Origin of the sequence: Flavobacterium sp. (genome assembly GCF_029242675.1) — a bacterium.
In the GTDB taxonomy this organism is placed as follows: domain Bacteria; phylum Bacteroidota; class Bacteroidia; order Flavobacteriales; family Flavobacteriaceae; genus Flavobacterium.
The window spans coordinates 1-15,940 of sequence record NZ_JAQWTM010000356.1 but is presented as its reverse complement, the minus strand read 5'-3'; the positions used below and the strand labels follow the sequence as shown (position 1 = coordinate 15,940).

Here is a 15,940-nt window from a genome sequence, read left to right as displayed (position 1 = left end):
TTTGCCATAACAAAACGCTTTTATTTTCGTTTTTCAAATAAACCTTTTCATGAAGCATATTTGTTTCCTTTTTTTTCTATTCTCGCTTTCGCTTCAAGCGCAATTTCAAGTGAATGGGCTAGTAACAGCTGATTCGACTAGGCAACCTCTAGCGTTTGCATCAGTCGTTGCTGATAATGGTACTAAAACCGTCACTGATGTCGATGGAAAATTTACCTTAAACACCAAAAAAAAGATTAGCTCTTTTACCGTTTCCTATATCGGATTTGTTACATCTATCATTACTATTACTACCAATAAAAGTACCTACTACATTTCCCTTGATGAAAAAAGTGATGATCTTAGAGAAGTTATTATCTCTAATGAAAATCCTGCACTTGCCATTATTAAAAAAACAATCGCAAAAAAAACAACTAATAATCCAGCAACTCGTTTGCAAAGTTTCGATTTTAAGTCTTACACTAAACTAGTAGTTACTGCCAATCCTGAAACTTTTGAAGGCACCATAGATTCTGTTTTCATCAAAAAGAAAGAACGCGAAATTTTCTCTAAAGTAGATTCTACTAATTACAAATTCAAAGAAACCATCCTCAAAAGGCATTTGTTTCAAACAGAAAAAGTATCACAATATCAATTTGATGGCGCCAAATTAAAAGAAACAATATTAGGAACTATAATGGCTGGTTTTAAACAACCAGTGTACGAAATTTTGAGTTTTAATCTACAATCCTTTTCTGTTTACGATAGAAATTATGAATTATTCGAAACGAAATACAAAAGTCCCATCACTGACGACGCTCCTACTGACTACAATTACAAGCTCCTAGACACGGTACCTATAAATGGTCGCGCTGCCTACATGATTTATTTTAAAAACAAAAAGGTTAGTAATGCCGCTGGACTAGAAGGTATCCTTTATATTGATGGAAAAAATTACGCTATTGCAAAAGCGATAATGCGCATAAAAGGGGTTTTAGATATTAGTGGGACACACGATTTTGAATACATTGCCGCTCAAGATCTTTGGTTCCCGAAGCGAAAAACATTCAAAATTGTAAAAGGAAAAAATGATGATGATATCAAAATATTAGGCGGAACAGTTCAGTTTGATGGTGACATGGACAAGGATTTTCAAACGAGAAAAAGACAACCTTCTGATTTTGTTTATTTATTATCTGAATCCAATAACTTTGATGTTACCTATAATTCACCCATTGCACTTAATCGCAAGTTTATTGCTGTAGAACTTAAAAAGGAAGCTATCGACCGACCCGAGAGTTTTTGGGATCAGTATAGAAAAGACAGTATCGATATACGCAATAGCAATACCTATAAAACATTGGACAGTATTGGAGGACAAAAACGTATTGTAAATCGCATTCGTTTGGGTCGAAAAATCATTAATGGTTATCTTCCGGTATCCATTTTTGATATTGATTTACGACATCTATTCACCTACAATAACTATGAAGGTTTTAGATTAGGTTTTGGCGGTGTGACTAACGATCGTTTTTCTAAATATTTTAAAGTCAATGGATATACTGCTTATGGAACGAAAGACGGGAAATTTAAATATAGTTTTGGTGCTGCAGTTAACCTCAACACTGAATCAAATACTTGGTTAAACGTATCTTTTACTGATGATGTTAGAGAAATTGGAACAACACTATTTTCAGTAGATAGTCGACGTTATAAAATTTATGATCCTAGACCTATCAATATCAGTACTTTTTATAATTATCGAACATGGAGAACCTTTCTTGAGACGAAGGTTATTCCTAAAACGGATAGCTTTATCGAGATTGCGCATGCTGAAATCGCCCCTAAATTCAATTATGTGTACAACCTGGACGATAAACTTTATTCAAGATACACCATGACCACCGCAATAATTTCATTGCAATGGAATCCTTTTAGTGATTATATGCAAACACCAACTGGAAGAGTTGAAGTTGAAAAACGATTTCCAAAATTCACCTTGCAGTACACTCAAGCTTTACCTAAAGTATGGGCGAATGATTTTACCTTTAGCAAAATCGACTTCAAAACTGAATATGAAAAAAAATACCTAAATGGCCAAAAAACAAATCTATTATTCCAAGCTGGCTATGCCACAGGTGACATTCCATTAACGCATTTATACAATACTTCGCCTAACAACATCACCAAAGAAACTGTGATGCAAAGAATTACATTTGCCAGTAAAAACAGTTTTGAAACGATGTTTTTTAACGAGTTTTTCTCAAATGAATTTGTTTACTTTCAATTTAAACATGGTTTTAAGAGAGTAACCATCTTCCCTAAAGTTAAGCCTGCCCTTGTGCTAGTTTCTAGAATGGGATGGGGAGATATCCAAAACCAACAGCAACATGTAGGTTTGGATTACAAACGACTAAATAAAGGCTACTTTGAATCCGGAATAGAGCTGAATCAAATTTTCAATGCGTTTGGACTAGTCGCTTTTTATCGATACGGACCGAATCAACTTCCTAAATTTGAGGACAACATTGCCATAAAAATCAGTTTTATTTTGAATTTAGGAATTTAATCAAAATCAAAAAACAAAGCTAATTGCAACTTTACAATTAGCTTTATTTTTAGGATTTCATTATCAAAACAGAGGATAGTTCATCAACCCAAGTGGTATCAGAATCAATACTTACTTTCCAACTTTCTAAACTAATTAATGTTAAATCTTGCTCCTTAAAAAAAGCGTGATCTAGATTACTTTCCGTTACTACCACAATATTATTGGGGAACTTTTGCGTAAGCGTCGCAATCGCACTTTGCATTACAAAATTATTTTTAATGAAGCCGTTGGTGTCTAAAAAACTAATTATTGAATTATTATTAAAAATCATTTTTTGCACATAATCAATCAAAACAACATCCTCCGACTTAATAATTGGGACAAATATGTGGTCTAACTTATCAAAATCATGATCAATTAATATTCCTAAAGGCGTTTTAGTTCTCGTAACAATTTGACGTGTTCTTTCATCAAAAGGAGAATTTTCAAACAATCCTTCTTTTCCTTTAAACTTATCAATTAAACGATCTGGGTTAATTATCCTTGTGGTAAAACCAATTACCTTACCTAATAAACTTCCCTGAAAAATCGATTTCCCAAGACCAACTAGTAACAAATCATAATCTCCATTATTGGCAACATCAGCAATCTCTGCCTCGATATCGTTAGTAACTTTAAATAACGAAAGTAGCTTTATTCCAAGTTGTTCTGATTCATCAAAAATAGGATCAAAACTTTCTTTCTCTATTTCCTCTAAATTAAAAGCATGTAATTCATCACTTTTAGATAAATGCATCGCAGTAATAACGGAATTTGTTGCTTGCTTTTTAGTCAAGCTATTGGCTAAACGCAATAATGACTTTCCTTTTTCATTATTCCCAAAAGAAATTAAAATCCGGAATTTACTCTCGTCTTGAGTATCTATCAGCTCAACCTCTCGCTTATTCTTGAAAATAAAACCAATTAAATTCAAAGCGGGGCCAGTCATAAAAGTAGTTATCAATGCCATAATAACCATCATGGTGAATACTTCGGGAGTTAGCACTTTCAATTCTAGACCGATGTTTAACACAATCAGCTCCATTAGACCACGGGTATTCATCAACGCTCCAATAGTTAAACTATCGTGCCAATTTTGCCCCACAAATCTGGCGGCTAACGCACTACCAACAAATTTACCAATAACAGCCACTGCAATAATTGCTGCAGTCACCTTCCAGAGATAAGGGTCATTGATTAATCCTACTTGAGTATGCAAACCTGTAAAAACAAAAAACAATGGCAACAATAAGATAACAGAAACATCCTCGACTTTTTCTATAAATATCATTCGGAATTTAGCGATATCAGGCATAATTGCACCCATCATAAAACCACCAAATAAAGCATGAATACCAATAATCTCGGTTGCATAAGACGAAATAATAAGGAGTAAGAAGAAAATTGCCATCACAGGTTTTCCTATATTATCTTTCTCACCATACAAATCACCTATACGTTTTAAGAAAGGCTTAACGATAAACAGCATCGCTAACACATACACCAATGCTAATGAAATCACATACAAAGAACCTACAAAGTCACCCGCCTTTACGATGGCAATAACCACCGCAAGTAAACACCATGCCGTAATATCATCGGCTGCAGCACATGTAATAACGATGGCTCCGAGGCGAGTTTTGTGAATACCCCTTTCTTGAACGATACGCGCCAAAACAGGAAAAGCAGTAATACTCATGGCGATTCCCATAAAAAGGCTAAAGGATAAAAACTCGACTCCCGCTGGAGCAAATTGATTGTAAACATAATAAGACAACCCAATTCCCATCGCAAACGGAAAAATGATACTAGCATGACTAATTACAATTGCTTCACTGGCTTTGTTCTTGAGGACTTTTACATCGAGCTCCATTCCTATAACGAACATAAATAAGATCAATCCTATTTGACTTAAAAATTTTAAGTTTCCCAATGACTCTTCTGGAAATAGCGCTGCTGAGAATTCGGGAAAATACATTCCTACAAGGGAAGGTCCTAAAATAATTCCTGCTATAATCTCGCCAATAACTGTAGGTTGCCCTATTTTTTGGAAAAACCAACCAAAAACCCTTGCCGTAAGAATGATCATGACTATTTGTGCCAAAAGAATCGCTAAGGGATCATTAAAGTTGTGTAACATCGAATTGATAAAATCTGTCCAAGAGTCATTACCGCTGGTTGCAGTCACATTTGCTTCTTGTAATTCGAGTAATTTTCCTCGTTTAATTATCCAAAAAATCAATACCGAAAAGAGACCGGTAACTCCGAAATAGAACAAAGTGTTCTTATATTTTTTCAAAACCATATTGCTTCAATAAGTCAATTAAATCAAAAACAAAGATGGTAAATTCTTCAATACAATTTACATGGATAAATCGAACAATTTTAACAAATAAAACGTCCCATAAGAGACCTTGAACTAGCGTTAAATATTCCTAATAAATTACAGCTTTACTTTGGTTTTCACTACATTTGCTGCCATTTTACTATTTCTATGAAAAACAAATTAAAAGTAGGGTTTTGGGAGCTCGTTGCTAGAATCGTACTTAAGAACCGTATATTTATTCTTGGTGCTATTTTACTGATAACTTTATTCCTTAGCACGCAATGGAAAAACATTCGTTTTTCGTTTACTGAAGCTAACTTATTACCTGAGACAAGCAGTATCACGAAAGGCTATAATACTTTTTTGTCAAAATTTGGCGAAGAAGGAAATCTAATCATCGTAGGCGTAAAAGACGATCGTTTTTTTACTCCCAAAACTTTTGCGGCTTGGACGACCTTAATGACCGAATTAAAAGCACAAAAAGAAGTTGATCTCGTCGTTTCTATCAACGATTTAAAAAAATTAGAAAAAAACGAATCTGTACAAAAATTTGAGTTGGTTCCTTTTGTAGATCAAAGCAAAACAAATAACCAAGCCTACCTTAACGAGATTAAGAAAAATTTATTTACTAAAATGCCTTTTTATGAAGGCTTACTTTTCAATAAAAAAGGTTCCATCCGCTCCGCAATCTATCTCGATAAAAAAATAGTGAATACTCCACAGCGAAAGGAGTACATCATGAATCATTTTATCCCAAAAATAGTGGCTTTTGAGAAAAAAACTGGAATCGACCTTAAGGTTTCAGGAATGCCTTATATCAGAACCTTAAACGCAAATAGCATCACCGGAGAAATCAGTCTTTTTATTGGGGCTTCCTTATTGATTACTTCTTTAATCTTCTTTTTCTTTTTTCGCTCTTTTAGAGCCACCCTTATTTCTATATTAATAGTTATTGTTGGGGTCATGTGGACTTTTGGACTTCTAGGGTTATTGCATTTTGAAATAACCGTTCTAACTGCCATTGTTCCTACTTTAGTCATTGTCATAGGAATTCCTAATTGTATTTTCCTTACCAACAAATACCAACAAGAATACAGCGCTCACGGAAATAAAGCTAAGGCACTGCAAAGGGTTATCACCAAGGTAGGAACAGCAACTTTAATGACCAACTTGACTACAGCAGCTGGTTTTGCCACCTTTATTATTACCAGTAGTGATATTTTAAAGGAATTTGGAATCATATCGTCCTTAAGTATCGTTGCGCTTTTCTTTTTATGTTTGATCGTAATTCCTATTTATTACAGTTACCAACCTGTGCCTAAGGCGAAACATCTTGAGCATCTTAACCGTAACTACACTAAAACGTTTATTAAGTGGATTGAAAAAACAGTAAAATACAACCGCCGATATGTTTATGTTGTTGCCATATTTTTATTTTTAGTAAGTACTATTGGTGCTTTTAAAATCAAGACTTCTGGAAATTTAATTGAGGATATGCCTAAGAATACCGGCTTTTACAGAGATATTCTTTTTTTCGAAAATGAATTCAATGGGGTAATGCCACTTGAAATCATGGTAGATACTCAAAGAAAAAAAGGAGTGATGAAATTATCTACTTTACGAAAAATGGATGATTTGCAAAATACAATTGAAGCAATTCCGGAATTATCCAAGCCTATTTCCATCCTGAATATTGTGAAATATTCGAAACAAGCGTATTACAATGGCAATCCAGAATATTATGCGCTTCCCACATCTCAGGAGCAGAGTTTTATCCTTGGCTATGCCAAAAATGCGACTAAGGATAATAAAAACAATATCATGAAAAGCTATGTGGATAGTACGGGTCAAGTAGCGCGCATAACCACTTTCATGAAAGATATTGGAACTGGGAATATGGCCAAAATTGAAAACCGCCTAAGTTCTAAAATAGACTCTATCTTCCCTAAAGATCGCTATAAAGTAGTGTTAACAGGTAAAGCTTTAATTTTTGAAAAAGGGACACAATATTTACTAGACAATTTGGTAAGCTCCTTACTTTTTGCAGTACTGCTAATTTCACTTTTAATGGTTTTTATGTTCCGATCCTTTAAAATGGTGGTCGTTTCGCTTATCCCTAATTTACTACCGCTGATGATAACTGCTGGTTTAATGGGTTATTTTGGCATTCCTTTAAAACCGTCAACAATCTTAGTTTTTAGTATTGCCTTTGGACTTTCTGTAGATGATACCATTCACTTTTTAGCACAATACCGTCAAGAATTAACACGCAATGACTGGAAAATCAAACGATCTGTTTTTGCTACAATAAAAGAATCAGGTATTAGTATGTTCTATACTTCGGTGGTTTTATTTACTGGATTCTCTGTTTTTATGCTTTCTGATTTTGGAGGAACAGTAGCTTTGGGAGGATTAATTGCCATTACCCTTGCCTTTGGAATGTTATCTAATTTAATGTTATTGCCTTGTCTTGTTTTGACTTTAAACAAATCACTTGCGAACAAGCAAGAGTTCAAAGAACCAACTGTTGATATCCTAAATAAGCCCGAAGAATCAAGCGAGCAAACCGAATCAGATAAATAGTAATTTTTTATATCTTCTGAAATAAATCATATCAAATCCCGTCTTTTTAGGCGGGATTTGTGTTAGTAGGATGGCCCTTATTTCGCATTGTGTTTTTATTTTCTTATCTTTGAGAAAATGGCCTGGTTGTCATTATCAAACTAAAAAATATCAGTTTTAATAGGGAATGCAGCAAAGCCAATAACAAGATGGAGTCCAGCCACCATTATAAAAACGGGGCGAAATCGAAAAGCCTAATGAGTAGAAAAAAAAGAAGTATTAAATGGCATTAGACCAACAAGTCACAGTAGTAAACAAGTATTTTGATAAAATTATCGATTTTGGGTTTGAATATGTACCCAAGCTAATAGGAGGACTTATCGTGCTGATTATTGGGTTATGGATAACTAAATTAATCACAAAAGCAGTAGGTAGATCTCTCGTAAAATCAAATATTGACCAATCCCTCGTTCCTTTCTTAAAAAGCCTAACTAATATTATTTTAAAGGCTTTGGTTGCCATAACGGTTATGGGAATGATTGGCATTCAAATGACATCGTTTGTAGCAATCTTAGGAGCTGCAGGACTAGCAGTTGGATTGGCTTTATCAGGTACTTTACAAAATTTTGCAGGAGGCGTTATCATTTTGATAATAAAACCATTTAAAATTGGTGATTTTATTGAAGCACAAGGATATACGGGTACTGTAAAAGAAATTACCATTTTCTCCACCATGTTAAATACAGCGGATAAAAAACTGGTAATTATTCCAAACGGCCCCTTGTCGACTGGTGCTTTGACTAATTTTTCAGCAGAACCTTTACGTCGTGTAGATTGGACTTTTGGTATTGCTTACGGAGATGATGTTGAGGATTTTAAAAGAGCCATGAATGATTTCATAGCTGCTGATGCACGCATACTGAAAGATCCAGCTCCTTTTATTGGATTATCCGAATTAGCAGATAGTTCCGTAAATTTTGCTGTACGTGTATGGGTAGACGGTCCTGACTATTGGAATGTATTTTTCGAAATGAACGAAAAAGTATATACCCAGTTTGCAAATTATAAATTGAATATCCCGTTTCCACAAATGGATATTCATGTCCAAAAAAACAGTTAGAATTATTAAATTTACAGCATAGATTCCAATGGGGCTTTCGTCATACAAGCGAAAGCCCTTTTTGTAAAATCATTACAATGGAGTTAACAGTTTGTCAAAGAATACAACTGTTTTTTAGGAATTTGTGTGCCTAAATTACCTATATCTATAATTAAGCAATAGTAATGCAGGACTTTTTAAGTTCTAAAAATAAAGCTTATTTTTACGCGCGAACTTGGTATGACTAGCGTAGTTCGAAAAACAAATTAGTTCCTATTTTATAGGTAGCTAATCAGAAATACAAATAAAATTACACCTTCATATATGAATCAGAATAGCTCTGAAACAGAAAAATTAGCAGTTGCTGATAATTATAGAAATTGGAAAAAATGGGGGCCTTATTTAGCCGAAAGGCAATGGGGAACTGTTAGAGAAGATTATAGTTCCAACGGAGATGCATGGGGCTACATTAACCACGATAAAGCACGTAGTAATGCCTATCGTTGGGGAGAAGAAGGTATCGGTGGCTTTTGTGATTCAAGAGAAATATTATGCCTTGCTCCTGCTTTTTGGAACGGGAAAGATCCTATTTTAAAAGAACGACTCTTTGGCCTAACCAATAATCAGGGAAACCATGGGGAAGATGTCAAAGAACTGTACTTTCATCAAGTCTCTACTCCAACTCACTCCTACAACAAATACCTGTATAAATATCCGCAAACTGAGTTCCCTTATGCAGAACTAGAATATAAAAACAAACGCAGTCGAGAAGATACCGAATATGAAATATTAGACACCAAAGCGTTTGAGCAAAATGCCTATTTTGATTGTTTCATAGAATATGCAAAAGCAGGTCCTGATGATATTTTAATGAAAGTGACTGTTGTAAATCGTGGTAACAACCCTGCCGAAATCCATATTCTACCGCATCTATGGTTTCGTAATTTTTGGAAACACAATGACAGACATCCTAGACCTACTATGTCGTCTATTGATGATCAGGTCCTATATTCCCAAAGTTCAAGAAACGGAGACTACTACTTATACCATGAAGATGGCCAACAATTATTTTGTGAAAACGAAACAAACAACGAGCGCTTATATCATGTTCCAAACGAAACGGTTTACGTAAAAGACGGAATCAACAATTACATCATTAATAAGCAAGCTACTGTGAATCCAGAGAAATTTGGAACCAAAGCAGCTATTTGGCATCATTTTGAACTGCAACCTGGTCAAGAAAAGAGTGTGAAAATACGCTTGAGCAATGTTAAAATTGAGCTCCCTTGGCACGATTATGACTCGATATTTGATCGATGTAAGCAGGAATGTGAAACTTTTTATGATGGTATTATAAGTAATACAATTCCAAAGGAACACCAAGCAATTGCCAAAAGTGCCTTTTCGGGCTTATTATGGACCAAGCAATTTTATTACTATGACGTTCATAAATGGTTGTTTGGAGGCACAAATGAAACGCCTCCCAATCGATCCGATCGACGTAATTACAGTTGGCAGCATCTTAACAATCGCCACGTAATCTCCATGCCTGATAAATGGGAATACCCATGGTATGCAGCTTGGGACTTGGCTTTTCATATGGCTTCGTTTGTAGAAATTGATCCGTATTTTGCCAAGCAGCAACTACTACTCGTTTTACAAGAGAACTACATGCATCCTAATGGTCAAATCCCTGCTTACGAGTGGAATTTTAATGATGTCAACCCACCGGTACATTCTTGGGCAGTTTGGACCATCTATGAAAAAGATAAAAAACGAACAGGAACAGCCGACACACCCTTTTTAGAAAAAGCATTCCAAAAACTACTAATTAATTTTACTTGGTGGGTCAATCAAAAAGACAAAAGTGGAACTGATTTATTTGAAGGAGGTTTTTTAGGACTTGACAATATTGGCGTTTTCGACAGAAACCATATGCCCAAAGGCATAAAAAAAATGCAACAAGCTGATGCTACCAGTTGGATGGCAATGTTCTCCTTAAATATGTTGCGAATGGCATTAGAATTAGCCAAGACTAATGAAATTTATGAAGACATATCAGTAAAATTCTTTAAGCATTTTATCAATATCGCTTGGGCCATGCACCATATTGGTAAAAAAGATCTTTCGCTTTGGGATGATAAAGACAATTTTTATTACGATGTCGTGGAGATGTCAGACGGAAGTACGGAGCGATTAAAAGTACGTTCCTTAGTTGGCGTAATTCCGATGTTTGCTGTCGAAATCATGAATGTAGAATTATTCCAAGAATTAAAAGAATTTCAAAAACAAACCAACGAAATCATCCGAACGCGTCCTGATCTCGCTTCCTTAATATCCAATATCGAAAAAAGTAATAGTGATGGAAATTTTCTTTTTTCTATAATGCGAGGATTTAGGCTTGAGCATCTTTTGATACGATTATTAGACGAAAATGAATTCCTATCGGATTACGGAATACGTTCCCTTTCTAAATACCATAAAGAACACCCTTACGTATTTGGTACTGAAGGCCATCATCAAATTCAGTATGAGCCGGGCGAAAGTCGCTCTGGCATGTTTGGAGGAAACTCGAACTGGCGTGGTCCAATTTGGATGCCGTTGAACTATATGATTATTCAGTCGCTACGAAAATACTATACTTTTTATGGAGACACCTATCTGTATGAATTCCCAACAGGCTCCGGCAATAAAATGAACTTAAAGCAAATTGCGAATGAGTTAACCAAACGATTAATTGCTCTTTTTGAACCCGACGAAAATGGCAAATATGCCTACCATTCTGAGGATCCAAATGATGTTTTCACAAAAGAGGAGCACTTCAAAAAGCAGCATTTCTTTTATGAATTTTTTGATGGAGATACTGGAAAAGGACTCGGAGCCTCCCATCAAACCGGATGGACAGCACTAATCGCTAACCTGATTCTGGAACTAGAAGAAAACCAATAAAAGTAGCCTTATTGTAAATTAAAGATCCCACTCGTATTGGGATTTTTAATTTATTTTTCAGAACTAACTTGCTGCAAAGCGACCGCTAAATCATGGTAATTGGAAGTAACCTTCTCGATAATTCCTTCCTTGTTCACTATAAAATGAGTTGGAAAACCATTAATTTGAAGCGTTTCATTCATATATAATTTCAAATTAGGCACAACAGAATAGGATAAAGGTCTTTTAGCTAAAAAAGTACGTAGCTGCTCGGGTGTATCTTCTGCCAAACTAATAAAAACGATATCTTTTCTGTTTTTATATTTTGCAGCCATAGCGTTTACTTCCGGAAATTCTTCAATGCACGCAACACAATGAATGAACCAGCACTTAACCACTACTATTTTTCCTTTGAGATTGTCATTACTAATTAAATTACCATCAAGGTCTTTAAAAGAAAAATTAGGAAAAGCTGTTCCTTCTTTTTTATAATTGTGTAGAGTACTAAAAGCCTCTTCCGCGATAGTCGCTTGAATGCTCGTATCTGAACTAGGTTCAATTTTAAAGAGTTGGTAGTGAAAATTTTCTTCATTGCTAGAGTTTAAGCGAATCGGGATAAAACCTCCGTCTCTTAACGCTATCAAGAACTCCTCTTTACTAATTTCTTTTGCATTGGCATCTAAACCAAAAAAATCTCTAGAAAGCATTACGTTATTATAGTGGTAAGTCCACCAATCCATGAAATTCTTCTGAATTTCTAGCGGATTAACTTCTGGTGATCCATAATGCGTAGCATTTGAACAAGAAACAAGCAGTAAAAAAAAAGCAAAACGGTAAAAAATATTTTTCATCATTCTGGTTTAAGGAACTAATGTAACCGATTTAAACCATACAAAACCAATAAATCAAATCTTTTTAGTAGCACAAAGTCTAACCGACCAAAGTAAGAATAATCAAATTACTTTTTTATGACCTCGGTTTGTTTAAACCTCTATCATAGAGAACGATGCTTCCTGCAACAGAAACGTTCAAACTTTTTTCAGATTTGAACTTAACCAAATGATGGCATTTTTCAATGGCTTTCTTGGATAATCCATTATCCTCAGCACCTAAAAGATAAACACAACGTCGTGGATGTTCGAAGGTTTCTAAATCTACCGCTGCATCATCAAGCTCAACACCTACTAGGCGAGCGCCTTTAGGCAGGTTTTTATAGAAATCTTCAAAAGTGTCGTAGTGAAAATACGGAATCGATTTTACGGCATTATGGGTATCACTCGACTGTTTAGCATAGCGGTTCCCAATAGTAAAAATATAGCTAGCTCCTAAATTTTGAGCCGTACGCCATAATACGCCCAAGTTCTCAGGCGTTTTTCCGTTTTGTATGCCTATCCCAAAATACTCGGTTATAAAATTGTCGTTCATGCGGCAAAAGTACAAACTGTTAGGTGGTTTGTCCAAATATAAGCGGTAATTTAAGACCGCCAAGCGTTGCCGAACGTTTGACAAAATACTCCTTTTGAGCTGCCTATTTATAAGTTTGGAATGCTGCCTACTACTTGTTTTCAAAATTTAAGATCACGTACTACTTCAAGAGTTGTAAGAATTTATTTTATTAGATAAAAATTTGTTAAAAAAAACCAAATTAAATACGGTTTTTAAACAGCAATCACACTGTTTTCAAAGCGATGTAAATCAATTACTTAAATTATAAAATCTAAAAAATAAGATTGCATTATCCTCAAAATTTTATACCTATAGTAATAATATGTTTTGTCAAAAACATAAATAGCTATACTATTGCATCTGTTTTCAAAGAAACAATGAATTAAAGTAATATTCAAAACCAAAAACAAACCCGTTATGAAAAAATTAGTATTAGCAGCTAGTGTTGTATTTATTATGTTTTCTTGTCAGAATGACCAAAAAGAATTAGACTCAGTTCAATCTCTTCAATCTAAAGTATCTAAAAGATCTTGCGCCACACAAGACATGTTAGAAGCTCAATTAAAAGCAGACCCGAGTTTAGCTAAAAAATTAGCAGATATGGAAATATCAACTGCAAAAGCTATGGCAACAGGAAAAATCGTAAATGGCGTTTTGGAAATCCCAGTTGTTTTTAATGTATTGTACAGAACTGCTGCTGAAAATGTTTCTCTGAGCCAATTACAATCTCAAATTGACGTATTAAATAAAGATTTCCAAGGTACAAATACAGATTACAATTCAAGCAATCCATACAATAGCGTAAGAGGTGCCTTGAACGTTAGATTTGTACTTGATCAAGTTATTCGTAAGGCAACTACAAGAACAGTTTGGTATTCTGAAGACGAATTTATGAAAGATGCTACAAACGGAATTACGGCTACTTCTCCAACCACAAAATTAAACTATTGGGTAGTTTCTAACTTAAGAAGAAAATCAGATAATGGCCAATTATTAGGGTATGGTAAATTCCCAGGTACAACAAGTGCTTCTTTAGATGGAATTGTATGCGGTAACTACTGTACAGGTACAAACGGTTTAGCTGCAGCTCCTTACAACTTAGGAAGAACAGCAACACACGAAGTAGGTCACTGGATGAACTTACGTCACATTTGGGGTGATGCTAATTGTGGTTCGGATTTAGTAAATGACACACCTTCTCATGATGGACCTAACTATGGTGTTCCAGCTGCAGGTATTCGAAGTTCATGTGCAGGAGCTCCACTTGAAATGTTTATGAATTACATGGATTATACTGATGATAGAGGAATGTACATGTTCTCAAGCGGTCAAGCGAGTAGAATGGCAGCTACTTTTGCTTCAACTGGACCAAGAGCGTCTTTTAGATAATTGATAAGATTTTAATATAATTAAACCCGCTCTTGTAGCGGGTTTTTTATTGAACTAATGTTTGAAAAAGAAAATCAACACCCAATACTACAAGTATAGATCGTTGTTAGTCTCCACTAATTTTATGTGTATCCTGCCGTTTAGTGTATTTTGAACTTGTTGAAAAGAGAAAAAGGATGCTTTGTTATTAAGCAGAACAAGTTAAACGCATAGTACATTTTAAATCACCTCAAATTTGTCATTCTGACGAAGGAAGAATCCAATCAAGTTGCTCAACATATAGTTATGCTTCGTTCCTCAGCAAGACAAAATTAGAGCAGATTGAAAGCTTATACTCAACTTTGTCTTTCTGACCAAGGAAGAATCTCAACAACTTGCTCAACTAACGGAGATGCTTCGTTCCTCAGCAAGACAAAATAAACACGCAGGACAATATAAAAAAACCTCAACTTTGTCATTCTGACCAAGGAAGAATCCAAACTAGTTGCTCAACATATAGAGATGCTTCGTTCCTCAGCAGGACAATGTAAACCTAAAATACAATATAAAACACCTCAACTTTGTCATTCTGACGAAGGAAGAATCTCAACAACTTGCTCAATAAACAGAGATGCTTCGTTCCTCAGCAGGACAAAATAAACGCTTAGTACAATATAAAACCTCAACTTTGTCATTCTGACGAAGGAAGAATCCAAACTAGTTGCTCAACTAACGGAGACGCTTCGTTCCTCAGCAAGATAAAATAAACGCGGACTACAATATAAAACACCCCAAACTTGTCATTCTGACGAAGGAAGAATCCAAACTAGTTGCTTAACTAACAGTGATGCTTCGTTCCTTACCAAGACATAATAAACTCGGACTACAATATAAAACACCCCAACTTGTCATTCTGACGAAGGAAGAATCCAATGACGTTGCTCAATAAACAGTGATGTTTTGCTCCTCAGCAGGGCAAAATTGGAGCAGAGTAAAAGCTTATAAGCACACATTTATCATCCTGACGAAGGAAGAATCCAAACTAGTTGCTCAACATATAGAGATGCTTCGTTCCTCAGCAGGACAAAATAAACGCGGAGTACAATAATAAACGTCTGAACTTTGTCATTCTGACGAAGGAAGAATCTCAACAACTTGCTCAACTAACGGAGATGCTTCGTTCCTCAGCAGGACAAAATAAACGCGGAGTAAATTAATAAACGTCTGAACTTTGTCTTTCTGACGAAGGAAGAATCCACTCAAGTTGCTCAATAAATCGAGATGCTTCGTTCCTCAAACGCTCAAACAAAGAGCAAAACATCCTGCCAACTACTACTCTCTAGCCCCGATAGGAGCGGCATCCTTTTACTTTTTTTCTTTAAAAAAGTAAAAGATAAAGCGGATAGCGGGAAATAGCTCCAAAAAAACAACTTTATAGGACTTGATTGCGTCCTTACTCCTTCGACATTTGAAACAAATGAATTATATTTGCAGTTAGAACTTAAGACAATTATAAAATCAACGATACACATAACATGAGACCTACAACAGTTAAAGACTTACTAAACATGACCAAGCCGCTTCATGAAGTAATTGCAAAAGGATGGGTGAGAACTTTTAGAAACAATCAGTTTATTGCTTT

At 35.2% G+C, this 15,940-nt stretch carries 8 protein-coding genes; 5 read left to right on the top strand and 3 right to left on the bottom strand.

Translation table 11 applies throughout. The features are described 5' to 3' along the window. Nucleotides 1-49 precede the first annotated feature (49 nt). Nucleotides 50-2,548: a DUF5686 family protein gene (locus tag P8M54_RS13035; RefSeq protein ID WP_300288361.1), complete on the top strand. Its 2,499-nt coding sequence runs from the start codon at nucleotides 50-52 to the stop codon at nucleotides 2,546-2,548. 49 nt (nucleotides 2,549-2,597) lie between these two features. On the opposite strand, the gene P8M54_RS13030 is transcribed toward P8M54_RS13035, so the two are convergent. Continuing rightward, nucleotides 2,598-4,868 carry a cation:proton antiporter gene (locus P8M54_RS13030; RefSeq protein WP_300288360.1) on the bottom strand — a complete coding sequence of 757 codons (2,271 nt, stop codon included), beginning with the start codon at nucleotides 4,866-4,868 and terminating at the stop codon, nucleotides 2,598-2,600. A 195-nt stretch (nucleotides 4,869-5,063) separates the two neighbouring features. Here P8M54_RS13030 and P8M54_RS13025 point away from each other — a divergent pair, with 195 nt between their 5' ends. The 3 genes from P8M54_RS13025 to P8M54_RS13015 all read left to right on the top strand — a co-directional run bounded on the left by P8M54_RS13025 (nucleotide 5,064) and on the right by P8M54_RS13015 (nucleotide 11,505). Then, nucleotides 5,064-7,478 (top strand): MMPL family transporter, encoded by a 2,415-nt coding sequence (locus P8M54_RS13025; RefSeq protein ID WP_300288358.1) that lies wholly within the window; start codon nucleotides 5,064-5,066, stop codon nucleotides 7,476-7,478. Between the two features lie 262 nt (nucleotides 7,479-7,740). Next, nucleotides 7,741-8,577, top strand: coding sequence for a mechanosensitive ion channel domain-containing protein (locus tag P8M54_RS13020; RefSeq protein WP_300288357.1), 837 nt, complete (start codon nucleotides 7,741-7,743; stop codon nucleotides 8,575-8,577). Nucleotides 8,578-8,880: 303 nt separating this feature from the next. Continuing rightward, on the top strand, nucleotides 8,881-11,505 hold the full coding sequence (locus tag P8M54_RS13015) for a glucosidase (protein WP_300288356.1): 2,625 nt from the start codon (nucleotides 8,881-8,883) through the stop codon (nucleotides 11,503-11,505). 50 nt (nucleotides 11,506-11,555) lie between these two features. Here the strand turns inward: P8M54_RS13015 and P8M54_RS13010 are convergent, their stop codons facing one another. Next, nucleotides 11,556-12,338, bottom strand: coding sequence for a TlpA disulfide reductase family protein (locus P8M54_RS13010; RefSeq protein ID WP_300288355.1), 783 nt, complete (start codon nucleotides 12,336-12,338; stop codon nucleotides 11,556-11,558). 112 nt (nucleotides 12,339-12,450) lie between these two features. Then, nucleotides 12,451-12,909: an RNA methyltransferase gene (locus tag P8M54_RS13005; RefSeq protein ID WP_300288392.1), complete on the bottom strand. Its 459-nt coding sequence runs from the start codon at nucleotides 12,907-12,909 to the stop codon at nucleotides 12,451-12,453. A 438-nt stretch (nucleotides 12,910-13,347) separates the two neighbouring features. Here P8M54_RS13005 and P8M54_RS13000 point away from each other — a divergent pair, with 438 nt between their 5' ends. Further along, nucleotides 13,348-14,319, top strand: a complete 972-nt coding sequence (locus tag P8M54_RS13000; RefSeq protein ID WP_300288354.1) for a zinc metalloprotease — start codon at nucleotides 13,348-13,350, stop codon at nucleotides 14,317-14,319. Nucleotides 14,320-15,940: the final 1,621 nt, after the last annotated feature.